Origin of the sequence: Mesorhizobium sp. B2-6-1 (assembly GCF_006440475.1) — a bacterium.
Classification (GTDB): domain Bacteria; phylum Pseudomonadota; class Alphaproteobacteria; order Rhizobiales; family Rhizobiaceae; genus Mesorhizobium.
Genome location: NZ_VFUH01000005.1, coordinates 235,651 through 254,921, shown reverse-complemented (window position 1 = coordinate 254,921; position 19,271 = coordinate 235,651). Strand labels below are relative to the sequence as shown.

Annotated in this window: 19 protein-coding genes, 1 tRNA gene and 1 pseudogene; 11 read left to right on the top strand and 10 right to left on the bottom strand. The window is 62.2% G+C overall.

Translation table 11 applies throughout. The features are described from left to right. Positions 1 to 14: 14 nt before the first annotated feature. The 3 genes from FJ443_RS13765 to FJ443_RS13755 all read left to right on the top strand — a co-directional run bounded on the left by FJ443_RS13765 (position 15) and on the right by FJ443_RS13755 (position 2,292). Positions 15 to 731, top strand: coding sequence for a Bax inhibitor-1/YccA family protein (locus tag FJ443_RS13765; RefSeq protein ID WP_140525179.1), 717 nt, complete (start codon positions 15 to 17; stop codon positions 729 to 731). Positions 732 to 936: 205 nt separating this feature from the next. Continuing rightward, positions 937 to 1,821, top strand: a complete 885-nt coding sequence (locus FJ443_RS13760; RefSeq protein ID WP_140664471.1) for an aldose 1-epimerase family protein — start codon at positions 937 to 939, stop codon at positions 1,819 to 1,821. A gap of 78 nt (positions 1,822 to 1,899) precedes the next feature. Continuing rightward, on the top strand, positions 1,900 to 2,292 hold the full coding sequence (locus tag FJ443_RS13755) for a GFA family protein (protein ID WP_140664469.1): 393 nt from the start codon (positions 1,900 to 1,902) through the stop codon (positions 2,290 to 2,292). 43 nt (positions 2,293 to 2,335) lie between these two features. Here the strand turns inward: FJ443_RS13755 and FJ443_RS13750 are convergent, their stop codons facing one another. Next, complete coding sequence (locus FJ443_RS13750; protein WP_181175103.1) at positions 2,336 to 3,853, bottom strand: winged helix-turn-helix domain-containing tetratricopeptide repeat protein; 1,518 nt, start codon at positions 3,851 to 3,853, stop codon at positions 2,336 to 2,338. Between the two features lie 135 nt (positions 3,854 to 3,988). Here FJ443_RS13750 and FJ443_RS13745 point away from each other — a divergent pair, with 135 nt between their 5' ends. Together FJ443_RS13745 and FJ443_RS13740 are read left to right on the top strand one after the other, a co-directional pair. Continuing rightward, positions 3,989 to 4,249, top strand: a complete 261-nt coding sequence (locus FJ443_RS13745) for a DUF1127 domain-containing protein (protein WP_181165346.1) — start codon at positions 3,989 to 3,991, stop codon at positions 4,247 to 4,249. A gap of 358 nt (positions 4,250 to 4,607) precedes the next feature. Next, positions 4,608 to 5,375: a putative nucleotide-diphospho-sugar transferase gene (locus FJ443_RS13740; RefSeq protein WP_210239466.1), complete on the top strand. Its 768-nt coding sequence runs from the start codon at positions 4,608 to 4,610 to the stop codon at positions 5,373 to 5,375. 385 nt (positions 5,376 to 5,760) lie between these two features. Here the strand turns inward: FJ443_RS13740 and FJ443_RS13735 are convergent, their stop codons facing one another. From FJ443_RS13735 to FJ443_RS13700, 8 genes are all read right to left on the bottom strand, one after another. Continuing rightward, a complete protein-coding gene (locus FJ443_RS13735) occupies positions 5,761 to 6,243 on the bottom strand; it encodes a heme-binding protein (RefSeq protein ID WP_140664466.1) in 483 nt (160 codons plus the stop codon). A gap of 283 nt (positions 6,244 to 6,526) precedes the next feature. Next, complete coding sequence (locus FJ443_RS13730; RefSeq protein ID WP_140664463.1) at positions 6,527 to 7,348, bottom strand: MBL fold metallo-hydrolase; 822 nt, start codon at positions 7,346 to 7,348, stop codon at positions 6,527 to 6,529. 3 nt (positions 7,349 to 7,351) lie between these two features. Further along, entirely contained in the window at positions 7,352 to 8,146 is a 795-nt protein-coding gene (locus FJ443_RS13725) for a TatD family hydrolase (RefSeq protein WP_140498582.1), read from the bottom strand. Further along, complete coding sequence (gene metG, locus FJ443_RS13720) at positions 8,146 to 9,699, bottom strand: methionine--tRNA ligase (protein WP_140664461.1); 1,554 nt, start codon at positions 9,697 to 9,699, stop codon at positions 8,146 to 8,148. The genes FJ443_RS13725 and metG overlap by 1 nt, the downstream gene beginning before the upstream one ends. 83 nt (positions 9,700 to 9,782) lie before the next feature. Then, positions 9,783 to 10,838, bottom strand: coding sequence for a DNA polymerase III subunit delta' (locus tag FJ443_RS13715; RefSeq protein WP_140557229.1), 1,056 nt, complete (start codon positions 10,836 to 10,838; stop codon positions 9,783 to 9,785). Beyond that, positions 10,835 to 11,509, bottom strand: coding sequence for a dTMP kinase (gene tmk, locus FJ443_RS13710; RefSeq protein WP_140561191.1), 675 nt, complete (start codon positions 11,507 to 11,509; stop codon positions 10,835 to 10,837). The genes FJ443_RS13715 and tmk overlap by 4 nt, the downstream gene beginning before the upstream one ends. 183 nt (positions 11,510 to 11,692) lie before the next feature. Next, complete coding sequence (locus FJ443_RS13705; RefSeq protein WP_140557226.1) at positions 11,693 to 12,859, bottom strand: D-alanyl-D-alanine carboxypeptidase family protein; 1,167 nt, start codon at positions 12,857 to 12,859, stop codon at positions 11,693 to 11,695. An 83-nt stretch (positions 12,860 to 12,942) separates the two neighbouring features. Next, complete coding sequence (locus FJ443_RS13700; protein WP_140557224.1) at positions 12,943 to 14,160, bottom strand: septal ring lytic transglycosylase RlpA family protein; 1,218 nt, start codon at positions 14,158 to 14,160, stop codon at positions 12,943 to 12,945. Between the two features lie 327 nt (positions 14,161 to 14,487). Here FJ443_RS13700 and FJ443_RS13695 point away from each other — a divergent pair. The 5 genes and pseudogenes from FJ443_RS13695 (at position 14,488) to FJ443_RS13675 (ending at position 17,164) form a co-directional block, all read left to right on the top strand. After that, a tRNA-Ser gene (locus tag FJ443_RS13695) sits at positions 14,488 to 14,577 on the top strand. A gap of 246 nt (positions 14,578 to 14,823) precedes the next feature. Then, positions 14,824 to 15,081, top strand: a pseudogene (locus FJ443_RS31670) (FAD-dependent oxidoreductase); the annotation flags it as partial. 47 nt (positions 15,082 to 15,128) lie between these two features. Further along, complete coding sequence (locus FJ443_RS13685) at positions 15,129 to 15,827, top strand: DUF2161 family putative PD-(D/E)XK-type phosphodiesterase (RefSeq protein ID WP_140525192.1); 699 nt, start codon at positions 15,129 to 15,131, stop codon at positions 15,825 to 15,827. 45 nt (positions 15,828 to 15,872) lie between these two features. Next, positions 15,873 to 16,280 (top strand): DUF930 domain-containing protein, encoded by a 408-nt coding sequence (locus FJ443_RS13680; RefSeq protein ID WP_140498595.1) that lies wholly within the window; start codon positions 15,873 to 15,875, stop codon positions 16,278 to 16,280. Positions 16,281 to 16,477: 197 nt separating this feature from the next. After that, positions 16,478 to 17,164 carry a TerC family protein gene (locus tag FJ443_RS13675; protein ID WP_140498596.1) on the top strand — a complete coding sequence of 229 codons (687 nt, stop codon included), beginning with the start codon at positions 16,478 to 16,480 and terminating at the stop codon, positions 17,162 to 17,164. A gap of 29 nt (positions 17,165 to 17,193) precedes the next feature. Here FJ443_RS13675 and FJ443_RS13670 read toward each other — a convergent pair whose 3' ends face one another. Further along, positions 17,194 to 17,619 carry a hypothetical protein gene (locus FJ443_RS13670; protein WP_140561200.1) on the bottom strand — a complete coding sequence of 142 codons (426 nt, stop codon included), beginning with the start codon at positions 17,617 to 17,619 and terminating at the stop codon, positions 17,194 to 17,196. Positions 17,620 to 17,934: 315 nt separating this feature from the next. On the opposite strand from FJ443_RS13670, the gene rimO reads away from it, so the two are divergent. Next, a complete protein-coding gene (gene rimO, locus FJ443_RS13665) occupies positions 17,935 to 19,248 on the top strand; it encodes a 30S ribosomal protein S12 methylthiotransferase RimO (protein ID WP_140664458.1) in 1,314 nt (437 codons plus the stop codon). Positions 19,249 to 19,271: the final 23 nt, after the last annotated feature.

The following is a 19,271-nucleotide window of genomic DNA, read 5'->3' as shown; positions in this document are numbered from 1 at the left end:
AAAGGAGAATGCAAATGAACACGCCCAACCTGGGATACCGCGTCGGCACCGGCGCCCAAAGCGGCGCCCTCTACGACGAGGGCCTGCGCCAGCACATGCTGCGCGTCTACAACTATATGGGCCTCGGCCTCGTGGTCACCGGCCTCATCGCGTTCATGGTGTCGTCGACGCCCGCGCTCTACGTGCCAATCTTTTCCAGCCCGCTGAAATGGGTGGTGATGCTGGCGCCGCTCGCCTTCGTCCTGCTGTTCTCGTTCAAGATGCAGACGATGTCGGCGGCAAGCGCGCAGGCGATGTTCTGGGCCTTCTGTGCGGTCATGGGTCTGTCGCTGGCCTCGGTCTTCCTGGTTTTCACCGGAACCAGCATCGCACGCACCTTCTTCATCGCCGCCACCATGTTCGGCGCCACCAGCCTCTACGGCTACACGACCCGGCGTGACCTGACCCAGTTCTCGTCCTTTCTGATCATGGGCCTGATCGGCGTGGTGATTGCCAGCATCGTCAACATCTTTCTCGGCTCGACCGCTTTGCAGTTCGCCATCTCGGTGATCGGCATCGCCGTGTTCATCGGCCTGACTGCCTGGGACACGCAGTCGATCAAGGAACAGTATGCGGAGAACTTCGACGCGGAGTCGCGGCAGAAGCTGGCCGTTTTCGGCGCCTTCTCGCTCTACCTCAACTTCGTCAACATCTTCCAGCTGTTGCTGAACTTCACCGGCGAGCGGGAATAGTCCGAACTGTAGCAGGCAACACCTTGCATCTTGCCGTGGCCGGAGGGAAATCTCCGGCCACTCTTCATTTGAGACGGCGCCTTGCCCGCTTGTGCCATCGCACGTTCATCGTGACTGTGTGAAACGCAATGCAAACCGCCGCCTTGAGTTCACGCCTGGCCATTTGCTAGCCTGCCGGCCAAGCAAAGACAAACCGCGAGAACATATGGCACAGGACAGCCAGACACTTCATGGCGACGACATCTCGGCCGTTATAGTCGGGCAGGGGGCCGAACTGGTCTCGCTGCGGGATGCGGATGGGCTGGAGCTTGTGTGGCAGGCCGGACCGGCCTGGCGCCGTCATTCCCCGGTGTTGTTTCCGATCGTCGGCCGGCTGAAGGGCGACCAACTGCGCCATCGCGGCCAGACCTATCCGATGACGCAGCACGGCTTCGCCCGCGATAAGTCGTTTGCCTGGGCGGAGAGGGGTTCTCGGTCCTGCATGCTGGTGCTCACCGACGACGCGGAGACCCGAACGCACTACCCCTTCGCCTTCCGTCTGGCGGTAACCTACACTCTCGACGGCCGGCAGCTTGGCGTCACGTTCGAGATCACCAACACCGGCGACGAGCCGCTACCGGCGTCGATCGGGGCGCACCCGGCATTCAACTGGCCGCTGCTGCCGGACCTGCCCAAGGAGGCCTACCGCCTGACCTTTGCAAAGCCCGAGCATGCGCCGATCCGCCGTCTCAAGGATGGGTTACTGCTGGCGGCAAGGCAGCCGACGCCCATCGAGGGCAACATTCTCGCTTTGTCGGATCGGCTGTTTGACGAGGATGCCTTGATCCTGGACCAGCCTTCCAGCACCGCTGTGCGTTACGGTGCCGATCGTGGTCCGGCGATCGAGATGCATTGGAACGGATTCCGGGAATTGGGCGTCTGGTCAAAGCCGGGCGGCGCGCCATTCCTCTGCATCGAACCCTGGCACGGCCTCGCCAGCCCGGTGGATTTCGATGGCGAATTCGCCGACAAGCCAGGAGTGATGCTGATCGAGCCGGCCGGAAGGTGCGTGCTCGGCTATCGGATCGAACTTCAACCGCAGACGCATTAGCTGAAAGGCTGGCGTCGCGTTCATGGATGGTGGAGTTGTTCGTAAACATCCAACTCGCTTGATTTGGAGGAATGCAGCATGGACCGATTCACCGGCGGTTGCCTGTGCGGCAACGTCCGAATTGTGGCGACTGGACGCCCATACCGGGTGGGCCTTTGTCACTGTCTCGACTGCCGCAAGCATCATGGAGCCCTTTTTCACGCTTCCGCGATTTTCCCTCAGGATGCGGTCACGATCGATGGCGAAACACGCGACTACGTCGGGCGGTTTTTCTGCCCTCGCTGCGGCTCGACCCTTTTCGGCCGCACCGCCGACGAAATCGAAGTCAACCTGGGATCCCTGGATGCCCCTGACCAACTGACGCCGACCTACGAAAGCTGGATCGTCCGTCGCGAGTCCTGGTTGCCGCCGTTTCCGCTCACGAGACGATATGAGCGCGATCGTGACGCCACGGGCCGCTTCGAGGAGTAGACAAACGGCGGGAAGGCGGCGTGGTCAGCGGACCAGCGGCGCTTCACTCCGGAAGGCCGGCCTTGCGGAAGCCATCGACGAAATGGTCGAGCATCGCCGGATCGCGGAAGGGCTCCGTCCAGACCCAGTGGCTGGTGGTGAAATGCGGATTGCCGACGAGGAACAGTTCGACTTCCGCGCGCGCCTCGTCGAGCCGGCCGAGCTGCGCGAGGCTGGCCGCCAGGAAGCGGCGTGAGCTGGTGCGGTAAGTCTCGTCCCGGCGCAACGTCTTGACGGCGGCCTCGTAGTCGCGCGCCGCATATTGCGCCGCGCCGAGCGTCAGATAGTACCAGCTTGCCGGAAACGGGTTGAGCCGGAACGCCTTGCGGATTTGTTCGAGCCCTTCCTCGACCCGCCCGGCCAGCACGGAGATGTCAGACAGTGTCGCCCAGGCATCGGCCTCGTTGGGGTCGAGCTCGAACGCCCTGGCGAACTCGGCATCCGCTTCGGCGAAGTCGCGCTCATAGGCAAGCAGGTTGCCGAGCACCCAGCGGCAGCCGGCGTCGTTGGGATCGATTGCCACCGCCTTGCGCGCCAGCTCCAGGGCAATACGGCGGTTCGGTTCCACCGGTTCGCCCCAATGCACCCATCCCATCCAGTGGTTCATGGCAAGCCAGCGATAGGCCTCGGCATAGTCCGGATCGAGCGCGACCGCGCGCGTCAGCATCAGATGCGCTTCCCGCGCCGTCTGCGGCGAATCGTCGATCAGCTTGCGCGCCCGCACGCACAGATCGTAGGCCTCGAGAGTCTTGGGCCGATTGCGCGGCGGCGGCGCGCGCAGCCGGCCGAGCAGCGCTTCCACGATCTTGGCCGTCACCTCGTCCTGAACGGCAAAGATATCGTCCAGCCCGCGGTCGAAGCGTTCCGCCCAAAGGTGGTCGCCGCTCGCCGCGTCGACCAACTGGGCGTTGATGCGCACGCGCCCCGCGGCACGTCTTGCGCTGCCCTCCAGAAGGTAGCGCACGCCAAGCTCCCGGGCGATTTCGCGCACGTCTGCTGCCTTTCCCTTGTAGGCGAAGGTCGAGTTGCGCGCGATGACGAACAAGCCCGAGGCTCTGGACAGGTGGGTGATCAGGTCTTCGGTCAATCCGTCGGCGAAGGGCTCCTGTTCGGGGTCGTTGCTGAGATTGACGAAGGGCAGCACGGCTATCGACGGCTTGTCGGGCAGCGGCAAAGCTTTTCGGTTCGCGCCATCGAGGGGTTCGACCATCCCCGTGAAGCGGTAGCCGACGCGCGGAACAGTGGTGATCCATTCACCGCCGTCGGCGGACGGACCAAGCAGCTTGCGCAGCTGCGCGATCTGGACGGTGAGATTGCCTTCCTCGACGGCCGTACCCGGCCACGCCGCATCCATCAGCTTGGCCTTGTCGAGGATTTCGCCAGGCCGCCCGACGAGCGCCGCCAACAGCTTCAGCCCGCGGTAGCCGACGGCAACAGGATCATCGTTCCGAAGCAGCGTTCCCGCATCCGGATCAAGCACGAACGGACCGAAGGCAAAGCGCGATCCCTGCATAAGGCGCATCTATAGCCCGTTTGGAACTTTTGAGAACTATTTGGGAGGGCTTAATTACGGCGCTGTTTGCATCCGGCACAATTCAACCTCTTTCAGGTCGAGGTCCCAAGTCGAGGACCCACCCTCAAACCATAGGAGGTTGCCATGAACGATACCCTTGCATCGACGCGGTGTCAGACGGTGCGGCCGAGAATGCCTGTAGTGCTGGCGGAAGCGTCGCGTCGGCACTTGGCGACCCTGCGAAGCATTGTCGCGGCCTGGCACGATCGGACCTGGCGCGAGCGGATACGCTTTCGCTGGGAGCTTGAGCGAATGTCGAAGGACAATCCTCATCTGATCGACGACATCGGATTGACGAGACAACAGGTCGAGGCGGAGCTGGCAAAGCCTTTTTGGCAACGGTAGGCCGAATGCTGCAACCAGAGCGAGCGGAGCTCATTGAAAGTTCTGGGGTAGGGAGGTTGCCTCGAGAAGCCGGGGGCAAACCAGCAGCGCGTCGCCAGATCCAAAGCACGAACTCGCCGAGGTCATCGACCAGGTGTATCCTTACGGCTGCATCATGGCCGGCGAAATGATCTGGTTGAGCGCAAGGACAGGAGTTCCAGACCGCGGCCTCGGCCCAGCTGGCGCCCCTCGTCAACAAAATGGTTGTGGCCCAATGTTTTCTGCGCCGCTACCGATGACTTTATCGCATTGCGAGGCTATTCGGACTTATTGCTATATGCTTGGCGTCTAAATATTCATATCCTAATAAGGCTTCGCGTTGCTCACCCACATTCTTGATTTGTTCCGGGCCACCAAACACAGGCACCGGGAAATGCTCGCTCCCTTCCCGATAAACCCACAGCCGTCCGGCAACCCGGACAAGGCCGGTGAAATCGTGGCGTTCTTTACGATCAACTCCTTCTATGAGACAGAAGCCGCTCGCATGACCGCGTCAGCGTGGCGTCTTGGCCTTTCTGTCCAAGCCCGGCCATTCGCCGACGCTGGATCCTGGGTGCGCAACGCGAGCCTGAAGCCGACATTCCTTGTCAATATGCGTAGGAGGCTTCAGGGACCGCTGCTGTATGTGGACGTCGACACGGTCTTCCATCATGATCCCTGGCCGGAGCTCGCCGGTTTTGATTGCGACATCGCGGTCTATCGCGAAAGTGGCCGGCTGATGGCTGGAACCATCCTCATCAACGATACGCCGGCTGCTCGCGAGATCCTCGCCTTGTGGAAGAAGCGCAGCGATGAAAACCCGGAAGTCTGGGATCAGGTCGTGCTGCAGGAAATCCTCGACGAAGATCAGGCCTCGGCAAGCCCGCGCTATCGCGAAGGCCAGCTCCCGGCGCCGTTCTGCTGGGTGTTCGACCGCCTTGAGAATGGGAAGCCCGATAAGGTGTATATCGAGCAGCTCCAGGCGAGCCGGGAAATCTATGAGCGGCACGCTCGCGGCAAAGCACGCAGAGGTCTCAACCGTCGGCAGGACCGAGTCCGGACCATTGAGCGCATTCTTGACGAACACAGAGAGCGGCTACGCAGGTAGCCGACGACAGCCATTGTTGCAGCTTCGATGCCCTCGCGGGCGGCGACGAAGCGGCTGCCATGTGGCCCGTGATCTGCAAAGCGTTCATTCCAATTCACCAGTTTAGCAGAACGGGCACCAAAAACCGTGTCAGGAGAGTTGAGGTGGGGAGATTGGCTGCGCACAAGCAGGAGCGACATTCCTACCTTGCCGAAAGTCGCATAAGATAGATTATGGAACTAAGCTTCCAGCTCGGGTCTCAGGATCGGCCGTCGGTTGCCGGTCGAATGCGATCTTACGTCCGCCGGTTCCGGTGTGGAGACAGGGTTCACAGACTGAACCCCGTTCAACAGAGCAGCCCGCCTTGGACGGGCTGCGTTGGCATCTTAGGCAGGTCTAGGCAGGTCTACTCGGCGGCGCCGATCGCCTTGAGCCCGGCGGCGGCGCATTTGGCGTCGATATCGCCCGAAGGAGCACCGCCGACGCCAATGCCGGCCACCAAGGCATCGAACTTGACCGGCAAGCCGCCAGCCTGGATCACCATGCGACGATCCATGTCACGCATGCCGTCATTTGCCGGCTTGGAGGCTATGAATTCGGCGAGCCCCGCAGTGTCGCGACCCAAGGCTGCCGCGGTGAAGGCCTTGCCTTCGGCGCTGGATGCGGTGTGTGCGCCGGAATTATCGGCCTTGAGCAGCACTTGCGTCGCGCCGCTCCGCGCCACGATGGCGACGCTGACATTGCTGCCTTCGGCAGCGCAGGCCTCCAGCGCGGCTTGTGCTGCCTTGGTTGCCCGTTCAAGCGGCAAGTAAGGGGCGGTTGGCAATTCCTGCGCTGTGGTAGCGATAGGAGCAAGAAGCGTCACTGTAAGTACGAGTTTGCGAATCATCTGGCCTCTCCTTTCCAACTAACGGGCAAAGATTAGCGCCTCTTGTTCTCAATGTATATTTTAGGAAGTTGTCACATAGACTGCGACTGCCTGTCAGGCCTGCAATGCAGATCGACGAGCATCCACCGGCCTGACAATGCAATCCTCTTTGAACATTTTGCAATCTTGAAGCGGCAGCGAACTGGCGGCGGCCGTGTGGCGATGCCAAGTGCAAGATCTCGACGTCGCACCTGTAGTCGCGGCTCATGGCCAGGCGACCAATGCCAGCTATGAAGAGAACATTCTATCTGTCTGATCTATAAGGAATTTCAAGCGCCATGCCATCAAATGCCGGCTCGACATTTGCCGGAGTCTCAGCCATCACGGTAGCGTAGTCCAGCGGCCCATGCATATGGGTCAGCACAGCCTGTTTCGGGGCCAGCCGTTCGATCCATTCAAGCGCCTGGCCGAGCGACAGATGGCTCGGGTGCGTCCTGTACTGAAGCGCGTCCACGATCAGGACATCAAGATTACGCAGCCGCTCGGCGGTGGCAGCCGGAAAATCGCTGATGTCGGGGCAATAGGCTAGTCCGCCGATGCGGAAACCGAGCGATATGATGTCGCCATGAACCTGCGGCAGCGGCTCGAGGGTGAGGGCACCGCCCTCGCCTTCGATCACGACCGGCTTTGTGTGATCGATGATATGGGCGTCGACAATCGGTGGATAGGAACTGCCTGGCGGCGTCTCGAAACAGTAGCCGAAGGCCTGGCGCAGCCGCAGCATCGTTGGCTGGTCGGCATGGATATCGATCCGCTGCCGCTGGTCGAGCACGAAGCCGCGCAGGTCGTCGATGCCGTGGATGTGGTCGGCATGTGGATGGGTGTAGACGACGGCATCGATGCGTTTGACCGACGCCATCAGCATCTGCTGGCGGAAATCCGGTCCTGTGTCGATGACGACGGTGGTGCGGGCGCCGCTCTCGGCAATCCGCTCGACAAGGGCTGCCGTGCGCATGCGCCGATTTTTCGGGTTGTGCGGATCGCAATTGCCCCAGTCGCCGGTGATGCGCGGCGTTCCGGGTGACGAGCCACAGCCGAGAATGGTGAGGCGCAGCCGGTCTGTCATCGTTCAGGCGCTTTGCTCGGCGGGTCGCGGCATCTTGCCGAACAGCCGGAAGAAATTATCGGTCGTCAAAGCTGCGATTTCACCTTCGCTGACGCCGATCGTCTCGGCCAGAACCCTGGCCGTGTGCGCGACATAGGCGGGTTCGTTGCGCTTGCCGCGAAATGGGATCGGCGCGAGATATGGCGCATCGGTCTCCACCAGCAGCCGGTCGTGCGGCAGGTCGGCGGCTATGGCGCGTATTTCGGGCGAATTCTTGAAGGTCAGGATGCCGGAAAACGAAACATAGCCGCCCAGCGAGACGCCGACCTCGGCCAGCCTGCGTCCCGACGAAAAACAGTGCAGGACGAATGGGAAGGCGCCCTTCCCCGTTTCTTCCTCAAGAATATGAGCCATGTCGTCGTCGGCGTCGCGCGAATGGATGACCAGCGGCAGGCCCGTCTCGCGAGCAGCGGCGATGTGGTTGCGCAAACCCTGCGCCTGCGCATCGCGGGGCGCCTTGTCATAGAAATAGTCGAGCCCGGCCTCGCCGATCGCCACCGCCTTTGGATGAGCGGACAGGCGCACGAGATCCGCCGTCGTCACGTCAAGCTCTTCGGCGGCATTGTGCGGATGGGTTCCGACGGAGCAGTACACTTCGTCGAAAGCATCTGCGATTTCAAGTATTTGCTGAAATCGCTTCACGCGCGTCGAAATGGTTACCATGCGGCCGATCCCGGCGGCCAGGGCACGGGCGACGACGGCCGCCCGTTCCTCGGCGAAGTCCGGAAAATCCAGATGGCAGTGGCTGTCGACGAGCATCAGCCGTTCGCTTCCGGCTGATCGACATAACGCGGAAACACGCCTTCTGGCACAGGCAACGCTCTGCCCGGCACAAGCGCATGGTCGGCGTGGAGATGCACGAAATTGCGCTCGTCTGCCGGCACCGCCAGCAGGTCAAGCAGCTTCGCGGCCGATCCTGGAATAAAGGGTTGGCACAGAATCGCCACGCGCCGGACCACCTCGGCCGTTGTCCACAGCACCGTTTGCATGCGCTCGGGGTTGGTCTTCTTCAGTGCCCAGGGTTCCTGTCCGGCGAAATACCGGTCGGCTTCGGCCACCACGCCGAAGATCGACGCCAGCGCCAGATGGATGCCCTGCTCGGCCATTGCCTTGCGCGCGGCGGCAAGAGCGGCCGCCGCCTGATCGAGGATTGCCTTGTCGGCATCCGTCAGCTCGCCGCGCGTCGGCACCACGCCGCCGCAGTTCTTGGCGATCATCGACAGCGAGCGCTGCGCCAGATTGCCGATGCCGTTGGCGAGGTCGGCATTGGTGCGGTTGACGATCGCTTCGTGGCTGTAGCTGCCGTCCTGGCCGAACGGCACCTCGCGCAGGAAGAAATAGCGCACCTGGTCGAGCCCGTAGTGCTCTACCATGGTGAAGGGGTCGATGACGTTGCCGACCGATTTCGACATCTTCTCGCCGCGGTTGAACAGGAAGCCGTGGCCAAAGACGCGCTTCGGCAGCGGAATGCCTGCCGACATCAGGAAGGCCGGCCAGTAGACGGCGTGGAAACGCACGATGTCCTTGCCGATGATGTGCGCATCGGCCGGCCAGAATTTCCAATTATCTGCTTTTTCATCGGGATAGCCGACGCCGGTAATGTAGTTTGTCAGCGCGTCGACCCAGACATACATCACGTGCTTCTCGTCGCCGGGCACCGGCACGCCCCAGTCGAACGTCGTGCGCGAGATCGACAGGTCTTTCAGTCCCGATCTGACGAAGCTCATCACTTCGTTGCGCCGCTCGGCCGGGCCGATGAAATCCGGCTGGCCCTCATAGAGCGCCAGCAGTTTGTCCTGATAGGCCGAGAGCCGGAAGAAATAGCTTTCCTCCTCGACCCATTCGACCGGCGTTCCTTGCGGGCCATAGCGGATATTGTCGGGACGAACCTCGGTTTCCTCCTCGCCGTAATAGGCTTCGTCGCGCACCGAGTACCAGCCGGCATAGCCGCCCTTGTAGATGTCGCCATTGGCGGCCATCGCCTTCCAGATCGCCTGAGAGGCCGCGTAGTGCCGCTCTTCGGTGGTGCGGATGAAATCGTCGTTGGAGGCGTTGAGAGCGGTCGCCATGCGTTTGAACTCGGCCGAATTGCGGTCGGCCAGTTCGCGCGCCGAAATGTCTTCCTTCTTCGCTGTCTGCAGCATCTTGATGCCGTGTTCGTCGGTGCCGGTGAGAAAGAAGACCTGCTTGCCGTCGAGCCGTTGAAAGCGGGCCAGCGCATCGGTGGCGATCAATTCGTAGGCATGGCCGATATGCGGCTTGCCATTGGGGTAAGAGATCGCGGTCGTGATGTAGAATGTATCGCGTGACATGAATGAACCGTCATGAATGTCTGAATGGAAGGCGTGGCGGTGGATATCGCATCGGGGTGGCGATTGCCATCCCGAGGGAACCATCACATTCGCATTGCAGACTTCAGGCGGTCGATCATGGTCAAGGCGTGCTGCTTCTTGTCGAGATTGTAGGTATCAGTCTCAGATATAGCGTCCAGCGCCTCATGCCAAGTGTCCGACAGCGTTTTGGCTCGTGCGAGATCGCCGGCCAGCGCCGCCCGGCTCGCCGCATCGGACAACAGATCGAGCGCGCGGCGGTTGAAGATATCGAACTGGATCGCCTGGTCGCGCCCGGCCACGACTTCGGCAAGGCGATAGGCGCCGGCGATGTCGCTCTTGCCGGCGCTCACCAGGGCGTCCAGCGTTTCGGCGATCTCCAACCCGCCATACTGCGTCAGGAGGATCGCATTGCGGGCGCTGCCCCCTGCCCGCGCGGCAAGGGCTGTCCGCGCGGCCGGATCGTCCGGCGGAGGCGGCTCGGCAGTTTCCAGCACCGCCATCAGCTCGTCGGCATCGAGCGGCGACAGCCGAACCAATTGGCAGCGCGAGCGGATCGTCGGCAACAGGCTGCCCGGTGCATGGACGATGAGGATGAACAGCGTTCGCGCCGGCGGCTCCTCAAGATTCTTCAGCAAGGCATTGGCTGCATTGGTGTTCATGTCGTCGGCCGGGTCCACGATCACCACCCGGTAGCTGCCGTCATGCGAAGTCATCGACAGGAAGCGATTGACCTTGCGGATCTCGTCGACGGTGACGACCGTCTTGAAGCTCTTCGTCTTGTCGTTCAGCGGCCGCGTCAGGTGCAGCACGCCGGGATGCGCGCCGGTGGCGATCTGGCGAAACAGCGAGGACGCCGGATCGGGAACGGCGAGCGTCTCCGGCGCCTGCTCGAAGGCCGGATGCTTCAGGAGATGATGCGCCAGATGGAACGCGAGCGTCGCCTTGCCGATGCCGAGCGGTCCGGTGAAGATCAGCGCGTGCGGCAGCTTTCCAGCGCGATAGGCGGCGGCGAGCATGGCGGCGGCCTGCCCGTGCCCGACCAGGCGTGGCGTTTCGGACGGTTCAGGGACGCCGTCCAGCGTGTCATGCTGTTCCGGCGCGATGCGTTCGAAGATCATGCGGGAGCGGTCTGTCTGTTGCGCATGGGCGCCCTCGCCTCCAGCGCCGCGAACACCGTGGCGGTGACGACATTTTCTACCGCATCGGGAGCGGCGGATGCGTCGATCACAACGCAGCGCTCCGGCTCGGCCGCGGCGATCGCCAGGAACGCCTCGCGGCGCGCCTGGTGGATGGCAAGCGTTTCCTTTTCGAAGCGATCGGGGCCGGCGCCGGCGCCGCGACGCACTGTTGCGCGTCTCAGGCCTTCCGTGGGATCGATGTCGAAGATCAGCGTCATGTCGGGCATCATGCCATTGATGGCGACCTGCTCCAGCGTCTCCATGAACACCGGGTCGAGGCCGCCGGTGACGCCCTGGTAGACGCGCGAGGAATCCAGGAAGCGGTCGCATAGGACAATGGAGCCGCGCTCGACCGCCGGGCGGATGACCTGCTCGACATGGTCGGAGCGCGCCGCCGCGAAAAGCAGCGCTTCCATCTTCGGCCCGAACGGCTCGGCGGCGCCCGAGAGCAGCACATGCCGGACCGCTTCCGCGCCCGGCGAGCCGCCCGGTTCCCGGGTGACGAGGACGTCGTACTTCTTGGCGCGCATCTTTCCCGCCAGCCGCTCGATCTGCGTCGACTTGCCTGCTCCTTCGCCGCCTTCGAAGGTGATGAAAAATCCGCGTGCCAATCGAAAGGCCTTTGTCCCTTATTTGAATGGATTCTAGCGCTCTAGATAGTCCGCGTTCGGGGAAACGTCCATGCCGCCGGCGTTATCGCAGTCGCTCAAAAGTGAGCTCGGCTTTGAGAGAACGACATGCATAAACAAAGACGCTAAAGCGCATCGCGTGAATCCGGTTCAGCGCGACGCGCTTTAGCGGAGCCAGCCGACGGCCAGTTCCTTGACGGCGTCGAGGGCGCGTTGCGGCAGCGTGCCGATGCCGATCGATTCGGCGGCGAACAGCGGCGTCTCCTGGCTCAGCGTATCGCCGATCCAGACCCGCAGCACGCCTACCGGCTGCCCCTCCTCCACAGGTGCGGCAACCGGTCCGTCATAGACGATGCTCGCCGTCAGTTTGTCGCGGTTGGCTACCGGCAGGAAGATGGCGATCGGCCCTTTCGCCTTCAGCGTCACGCCGGCTTTAATGCCGCCGAAAACCTGAGCTTGGCCCACCACCTCGTCCTTGGCGAAGATTTGCGTCTTCTCGAAGGAACGGGCACCCCATTCGAGCAGCTTGCGCGCCTCCTCGGCGCGTTCCTTGTCGCTGGCGAGCCCGCTCATCGCCGCGATCACCCGCGCGCCATTGTGGCCGACCGAGCCGACTATGCCAAAGCCGGACACCTCACTGCTGCCGACCGCCAGGCCGTCGGCGCCGATGTCCATCGCCAGCAGCGGGTTGCGATTCCTCTGCGAAATCTTGTTCCAGGTAAAATCCTTCAGGCCGTAGTAGCGATAAAGGTCCGGATACTCGCGCCACAGATGCAAAGCCAGCATTGCCAGCTCGCGCACGCTCGTCTGCTGGCCCTCCGCCGGCAGCCCGGTCGAATTGACGAAAGTCGATTTGGTCAGGCCGATCTGGCGGGCGCGTTCGGTCATCTGCGCGGCGAAATTGTCCTCGGACCCGGCCAAGCCTTCGGCCAGCACGATACAGCCGTCATTGGCCGCCTGCACCGTCACGCCCTGGATCAGGTCCTCGACCCGGACCGCCGATTTGAGCTTGGCAAACATCGTCGACGTTCCCGAAGGGGCGCCGCCCTTGCGCCAGGCGTTTTCACTCACCACGAACGTGTCGTCGAGGGTCAGGCGCCCGGACTTGATGGCGTTGAACACCACTTCCATCGTCATCAGCTTGGCCATCGAGGCCGGCTGTATCGGCTTGTCGGCGTCCTTGGAAAACAACACCGTCCCTGTGTCGGCGTCTATCATGAAGGCCTGGGCTGCCTTGGTCTCGAAAAGCTGCGCGCTGGCGGGCGCGATGCAAAACAGCAGCAGGGCCAATCCCAGAAATCCGGCCAAAGGCGGAAAGACGCGCAACTGCATGAAATCTCGACCCGTTTGCCGGTTCTGGCGCAGCCAAGCTATCAGGGTTTTTTCCGCAGGATCAACCGTGCGGGAAAAATAGATCAGTTGCGCACGGCCAGAGCGTCCGGCGCACCATGCGACCAGGCCGCCTGCAGCAGATCGTCGACGCCGCCATGGCCGTCCGGATAGAGGTTCACCGCATACCAGTCCTTGCCATCGAATTCGGAACGCTGGATCTCGATCCTGCCGAAGGGCTCGAGCGCGGCGGCCACGCGTTTTGCCTCGGTGGCGTCATCGAAGGTGCCGGCCGCGACATAGGCCGGCGACGGCGCCTGGGGATTGGCGCTCTTCCATGAGCGCAGGATGTCGGCGGGCGACATGCCGTCGTCGTCAAGTGCGGCAAAGACATCGGCGCTCCGCACGCGCTCGTCGGCATAGGAGAGCGAGGCCACCGAAAACGGCGATTGCGGCGGCAGGCCGATATCCGGACGCTCTGGCACGATCGGACCGAAGTCGGGCAGCGCCAGGTCACCCAAGGCCGGCGATTGTGCCGGCACCTGCCCTTGCGGAATCATATCGGAATTCGTCAGCTGACCCGGAAACGGCACGGCGGCAGCGCCCACCGGCAGGCTGGGCGACGGTCCGTTCATGGCCACCATGACGCCGGTCGGCAGGCCGTCCGACGGATCCGGTATCCTGTTGCCTGGATGGTAGGAGGCCATCAGATACTGGTCGTCATTGCCGTCGAGCGGCGCGCGGCCAACATATTCCACCTTCACCTCGGCCGTGCCGACATTGGCATAGTCGAGCATCTGGGCGGCGCGTTCCGAGACATCGATGATGCGGCCCTGGTGGTAGGGACCGCGATCGTTGACGCGCACGATGACCGAACTGCCGGTCTTGAGATTGGTGACGCGGGCGTAGCTCGGCAGAGGCATGGTCGGGTGCGCCGCCGTCAGATGGCTCATGTCGTAGACTTCGCCGTTGGCGGTCAGCCGTCCATGAAAGGCATCGCCGTACCACGACGCCAGGCCGACCTTGGCATAGTGCTTGTCTTCCTTCGGATAGTACCACTTGCCGCGAACCTGGTAGGGTTTTCCGAGCTGGTCGCGGCCGCCGCCACGCCGCATGAAGGCGACGCGAGGGCTGGCCTTCACGCCATATTCGGTTTCGGCGAAATATTCCTTGGAACGGGTCTTCTTGTGGACCATCCCTTTTGGTTCAGGCTGCGACGCGCAGGCGGCAAGCAAGGCTGCCGACATGGTGAATAGCGCGAAAGCGCAAGCACGGCGTAGACGCGGGCGCGCCGTAGTTTGCATTTCCTGATGTCCCCTACAGTCTCGACCAAAAACGCCGCGGCTTGAACGTCGCAGGAGCCAAAGCTTACCTGACTAAGACCAACGACGCCTCGAACCCCTGTCCTTTGTGCGCAGGAATTGTTTATCACGCTATTAATCGATTGTGGCCGGAACCGGGCAAGATTGTGACGCCACCCTGCCCGGCGTCGGCTGCCGGGAAACATGCGGTCCGCGCATGCCGGTTGACAGATCTTTGCCGGGCACACTAGAGCATCAGCGAGATGGCTCTCTTCATTCGCCGCCAGGCTCGAATATCGGATCGGGTGACGTTGGCGAAGAGATGTCGCTGGAGGGATGGCCGAGCGGTTTAAGGCACCGGTCTTGAAAACCGGCGTGGGCGCAAGTTCACCGTGGGTTCGAATCCCACTCCCTCCGCCAGATTATTGCCGTAAGGTGTTGATATGGCTTCGCTAATCGCAGGTTGCGTTACCGATCCCCACTTTCATCCCACTGGTTGACTATGGAGTGCGACATGGCTCCCCCGAAAAAACGTCTGCTGGAAGAGGAAGCGCTGGCGGTGTTCCTGCGAGAGTTGGCGACCGCTGATGCCATCGCGTCGAGCCTTATCCGAGATATTGAACCGCCATCCGAGGAAGACCGCGCATTCGGAGCCGAGCCGCTGTCAAAATCGGCGGGCTCCTCAGCCCGGGCAAGGGCCTGTTCCTTGACTTTGACGCTCGCCCATCGCTTGAAGCGCTTGCAGGCCGCTGGGGCGACCGGATCACCTACGTCGCCGGAAAGGCCAGGGATCAGCTTGGCTTGAGCGCCGTGCTCGTGCGCCCCGACGGCTTCGTGGCCTGGGCTGGCGAGGATGACCCCAACCCGGAGGAAGCCGCTCAAGCCGCATCACGATGGTTCGGCGAACCCCGGAAAGGCATGTAGGCCTGCTCCCGAGGCTTTTCGTGCCGAATCGGCTAAGCCTTGGGCCTATGAACGAAACCTCACTCTACGCGCCGGTGAAGCGGTTTCTCGAAAGCCTGGATTTTGCCGTGAAGGGCGAGATCGGCGGCTGCGACATTGTCGCGTTGCGTGAGGGGGAGCCGCCCGTCGTCGTCATTTGCGAGTTGAAGCTGGCGTTCAATCTCGAACTGGTGCTGCAAGGCGTCGACCGCGCGACCGCCTGCGACGAGGTGTGGCTGGCCGCGCGCATGTCGGCCCGGGGCAAGGGACGCGAGAGCGACGCCCGGTTTCGCAATCTTTGCCGCCGGCTTGGCTTCGGCCTGCTCGGCGTGACGGCGAGCGACCGGGTCGAGGTGCTTCTGAGCCCGGTCACCGTCGCGCCGCGCAAGAACCCACGGCGCCGCTCGCGGCTGGTCGACGAACATCGCCGGCGCCGCGGCGATCCTGTCGCGGGCGGGGGATCGCGCAATCCCATCATGACAGCGTACCGCCAAAGCGCCCTCGCCTGCGCCGCGGCATTGGCCGACGGGCCCAAGCGCCCGCGCGATCTCAAGGCGCTGACGCCGCTTGCGCCGAAAATCCTGCTGCACAATGTCTATGGCTGGTTTGCGCGCGTCGACCGCGGCGTCTATGATCTGACCGACGCCGGCCGTGCCTCGCTGATGCGTTGGCCGCAGCCATCGCACGATGAATCCCGACACGGGATTTTGAACGCGCCGAGTGCCTGAGCGCGGGACAACGCCCAGCCCTTTGGTTGATTTTTCAGACAAAATATGCTGCTTGTCCCGCCCATGAAGACACTCTGCACGACGGTCATGGCGTTCTTGACCCTGGCTTTTCCGGCCAACGCCATGGACAGCGCCTTGCGCGCAGGCCTCCTGAAACTCGACCCGCAAACCCGCCTCGAACAGCGCTGCGACGCTGAAGTTCTCGACCGGATCACCCATGACGACCGCAAGTACAAGGCGGATCGGGTGGTCGCTTACGCCTTTGCCACGCCGGTCATGAGCGACGACGCCATTAAGAGCCCAGGAGCCGCCTTCCGCAGCAAGGGGCAATGGTACCGGCTGAAATTCAAGTGCGAGACGGCGCCGGACCATATGGAGGTTTTACAGCTCCGCTACCGCATCGGCGACGAGATTCCAGAGACCGACTGGGCAAAATACAATCTCTACGATTAGGCGCTACGACTAGGTTTTCATTGCCGTTTCGGCTCGCCTGCCCGTGATTGTCGAATCCCCTCAATGGCGCCGCTGCAACGAAAGCGGTTTTGCGGCGTTGCCCGAAGCGATGTCTTGACGGCAAGGAACCATGCCTTTAGGGCGGGCTGGGCGATCGACAACGAACACTCGGCGAACAGGCAAGGGCTTCCAGGTCGATGGAAATATTTACTGCCGCAGGCTTATCGGCCCTTTTTCAGGTTATCGCGATCGATCTTGCGCTGGCTGGGGACAACGCCATCGTCATCGGCCTTGCGGCGGCCGGCCTGCCGGCCAGTCAGCGCAAACGGGCCATTCTGGTCGGCATCATCGCGGCCACCGTCCTTCGCATTTTCTTCGCCCTGATCACGCAATGGCTGCTGACAATTGGCCCCATGCTCCTCATTGCCGGCGGCCTGCTGCTGCTTTGGGTATGCTGGAAGATGTGGCGGGAGCTGGGTGTCAGCCACGAGCAGGAGCGCGACGCGACCGAAGCGCTGTCGAATGGCGATTTCGACAAGGATGGGACCATCGCCGGCAAGTCGCCGCGCAAGACCTTCTCGCAGGCCGCGTGGCAGATCGTCATTGCCGACGTCTCGATGTCGCTCGACAATGTCCTGGCCGTGGCGGGAGCGGCCATGAACCATCCGACGGTGCTGATCATCGGCCTCGCTCTGTCGATTGCGCTGATGGGCTTCGCCGCGTCCTTCGTCGCGCGCCTGCTGCACAAATACCGCTGGATCGCCTATATCGGCCTGCTGATCATCCTTTACGTCGCCGTGAAGATGCTTCTCGACGGCGCCGTGCAGCAGTTTCCCGACCAATTCGCTTTCCTGGCGCCATGGTTCGGGTCGAGCGGCCACTGAGCCGGAACCCTCGCGCCCGCCGATGTTGGTCAGTTTGAAATTGCAGCGTAGTGGTTCATTCTAATCGGGATTGAACCGGTGCCCATCGGCGCGAAGAAGCACGTCCACCTATATCGCTGGTAAGGATCAAACTTCATATGGGGAATGATCGTTCGATAAAACGTCATTAGACGCTCGCAGATGTGGTATCGATCATCGGGCGCAGCCTGGACACGTTCTCTCGGGATAAACCACTCTGCTTCTTGTGGCTCATTCAAGTAGGTAGGGTGCAGCCTGACAAAATAGCCGTCTTTGGTCATCCTGACATCGTTGGAATCGATGGGGCGGCAATCCTTGTTTCCGCAGCAGTCATAGTGAAGAACGGGATCGGTCTTGCCCGTATACCAACCGTGTGCGTCCGCATCGCCGGGCAGCACAAGCCACGCCAACGCAATGTGTCCTAGCAACTGTCTCATGGGACTAGCCCCTCACCATTCTGCCTATAGCATATTAGTGAGTCCTAATCATAGCGCTGAAAGTCGCGTTGACTGGCTGCCATTACCCGACAATTCGCTTTTTGTAAGAGCCACGAACCAACGGCTTTCGGCTTCTTCGCTTCGATCCACACAACGAGATCGCCGACGTCGCAGAGCTTGCCTGTTTGCCTGATCGGGCAAGCCGTGCTATTGCGCCGCCCGAATTGAGCTCCCGCCAGAGCCGTGCAAACCGTTATATGTCGAGACTTCGAGCCGGATCAGCGTTTCCGGTTCATGTCCATTGGAACCTTGCCCATGTCCGCCCCGCGCGTCAGCTTCGTCAGTCTCGGATGCCCCAAAGCCCTGGTGGATTCCGAACGCATCATCACGCGCCTGCGCGCCGAGGGCTATGAGATCGCGCGCAAGCATGACGGTGCCGATCTCGTCGTGGTCAACACTTGCGGCTTCCTCGATTCCGCCCGTGATGAATCGCTCAACGCCATTGGTTCGGCGCTTTCGGAGAACGGCAGGGTCATCGTCACAGGCTGCCTGGGCGCCGAGCCCGATGTCATTCGCGAGAAGCATCCCAACGTTCTCGCCATCACCGGTCCGCAGGCCTATGAGAGCGTCATGGCGGCCGTGCACGAGGCGGCGCCGCCGAGCCATGATCCCTATATCGATCTCCTGCCGCCTCAAGGCGTCAAGCTCACGCCGCGCCACTATGCCTATCTCAAGATTTCGGAAGGCTGCAACAATCGCTGCACCTTCTGCATCATCCCGGCGCTGCGCGGCGACCTTGTCTCGCGGCCGGCGGCCGATGTGCTGCGTGAAGCCGAGAAACTGGCCAAGGCCGGCGTCAAGGAACTCCTCGTCATCTCGCAGGACACCAGCGCCTACGGCATCGACATCAAATATCAGACCAGCATGTTCGGTGATCGTGAAGTGCGGGCGAAGTTCCTCGACCTGTCCGAGGAATTGGGCAAGCTCGGCATCTGGGTGCGCATGCACTATGTCTACCCCTACCCGCACGTGGCCGACGTCATCCCGCTGATGGCCGAGGGAAAAATCCTTCCCTACCTCGACATCCCCTTCCAGCATGCGTCGCCGCAGGTGTTGAAGAACATGCGCCGGCCGGCACATGGCGAAAAGACGCTCGAGCGCATTCGCGGCTGGCGCGATGTGTGTCCCGACCTCGCCATCCGCTCGACCTTCATCGTCGGATTTCCCGGCGAGACCGACGAGGATTTCGAGATGCTGCTCGACTGGCTGGACGAAGCAAAGATCGATCGCGCCGGCTGCTTCAAATATGAACCTGTACGGGGCGCGCGCTCCAACGAACTCGGCCTTGAGCAGGTGCCGCAGGAAATCAAGGAGGCGCGCTGGCACCGCTTCATGCAGCGCCAGCAGAAGATCTCGGCGACGCAATTGGCCAAGAAGGTCGGCAAGCGCCTGCCGGTGCTGATCGACGAAGCGCATGGCACATCGGCCAAGGGCCGCACCAAATACGATGCGCCTGAGATCGATGGCTCCGTCCATATCCAGTCGCGCCGCCCGCTGCGCGCCGGCGACATCGTCACCGTCAAGGTCGATCGCGCCGACGCCTATGATCTCTACGGTTCGGCCGTCTGAGGACCACGATTTACCACATTTCG

Excerpts from the sequence above, each read along its gene's own strand:
- FJ443_RS13745 (WP_181165346.1), top strand. The coding sequence starts at position 3,989 with ATGAACGATACCCTTGCATCGACGCGGTGTCAGACGGTGCGGCCGAGA.
- FJ443_RS13675 (WP_140498596.1), top strand. The coding sequence starts at position 16,478 with ATGGAAATATTTACTGCCGCAGGCTTATCGGCCCTTTTTCAGGTTATC.
- rimO (WP_140664458.1), top strand. The coding sequence starts at position 17,935 with ATGTCCGCCCCGCGCGTCAGCTTCGTCAGTCTCGGATGCCCCAAAGCC.
- FJ443_RS13705 (WP_140557226.1), bottom strand. The coding sequence starts at position 12,859 with ATGCAGTTGCGCGTCTTTCCGCCTTTGGCCGGATTTCTGGGATTGGCC.
- FJ443_RS13715 (WP_140557229.1), bottom strand. The coding sequence starts at position 10,838 with ATGATCTTCGAACGCATCGCGCCGGAACAGCATGACACGCTGGACGGC.
- FJ443_RS13755 (WP_140664469.1), top strand. The coding sequence starts at position 1,900 with ATGGACCGATTCACCGGCGGTTGCCTGTGCGGCAACGTCCGAATTGTG.
- FJ443_RS13680 (WP_140498595.1), top strand. The coding sequence starts at position 15,873 with ATGCTGCTTGTCCCGCCCATGAAGACACTCTGCACGACGGTCATGGCG.
- FJ443_RS13730 (WP_140664463.1), bottom strand. The coding sequence starts at position 7,348 with ATGACAGACCGGCTGCGCCTCACCATTCTCGGCTGTGGCTCGTCACCC.
- FJ443_RS13735 (WP_140664466.1), bottom strand. The coding sequence starts at position 6,243 with ATGATTCGCAAACTCGTACTTACAGTGACGCTTCTTGCTCCTATCGCT.
- FJ443_RS13725 (WP_140498582.1), bottom strand. The coding sequence starts at position 8,146 with ATGCTCGTCGACAGCCACTGCCATCTGGATTTTCCGGACTTCGCCGAG.
- FJ443_RS13670 (WP_140561200.1), bottom strand. The coding sequence starts at position 17,619 with ATGAGACAGTTGCTAGGACACATTGCGTTGGCGTGGCTTGTGCTGCCC.
- FJ443_RS13760 (WP_140664471.1), top strand. The coding sequence starts at position 937 with ATGGCACAGGACAGCCAGACACTTCATGGCGACGACATCTCGGCCGTT.
- metG (WP_140664461.1), bottom strand. The coding sequence starts at position 9,699 with ATGTCACGCGATACATTCTACATCACGACCGCGATCTCTTACCCCAAT.
- FJ443_RS13765 (WP_140525179.1), top strand. The coding sequence starts at position 15 with ATGAACACGCCCAACCTGGGATACCGCGTCGGCACCGGCGCCCAAAGC.
- FJ443_RS13685 (WP_140525192.1), top strand. The coding sequence starts at position 15,129 with ATGAACGAAACCTCACTCTACGCGCCGGTGAAGCGGTTTCTCGAAAGC.
- FJ443_RS13700 (WP_140557224.1), bottom strand. The coding sequence starts at position 14,160 with ATGCAAACTACGGCGCGCCCGCGTCTACGCCGTGCTTGCGCTTTCGCG.
- FJ443_RS13750 (WP_181175103.1), bottom strand. The coding sequence starts at position 3,853 with ATGCGCCTTATGCAGGGATCGCGCTTTGCCTTCGGTCCGTTCGTGCTT.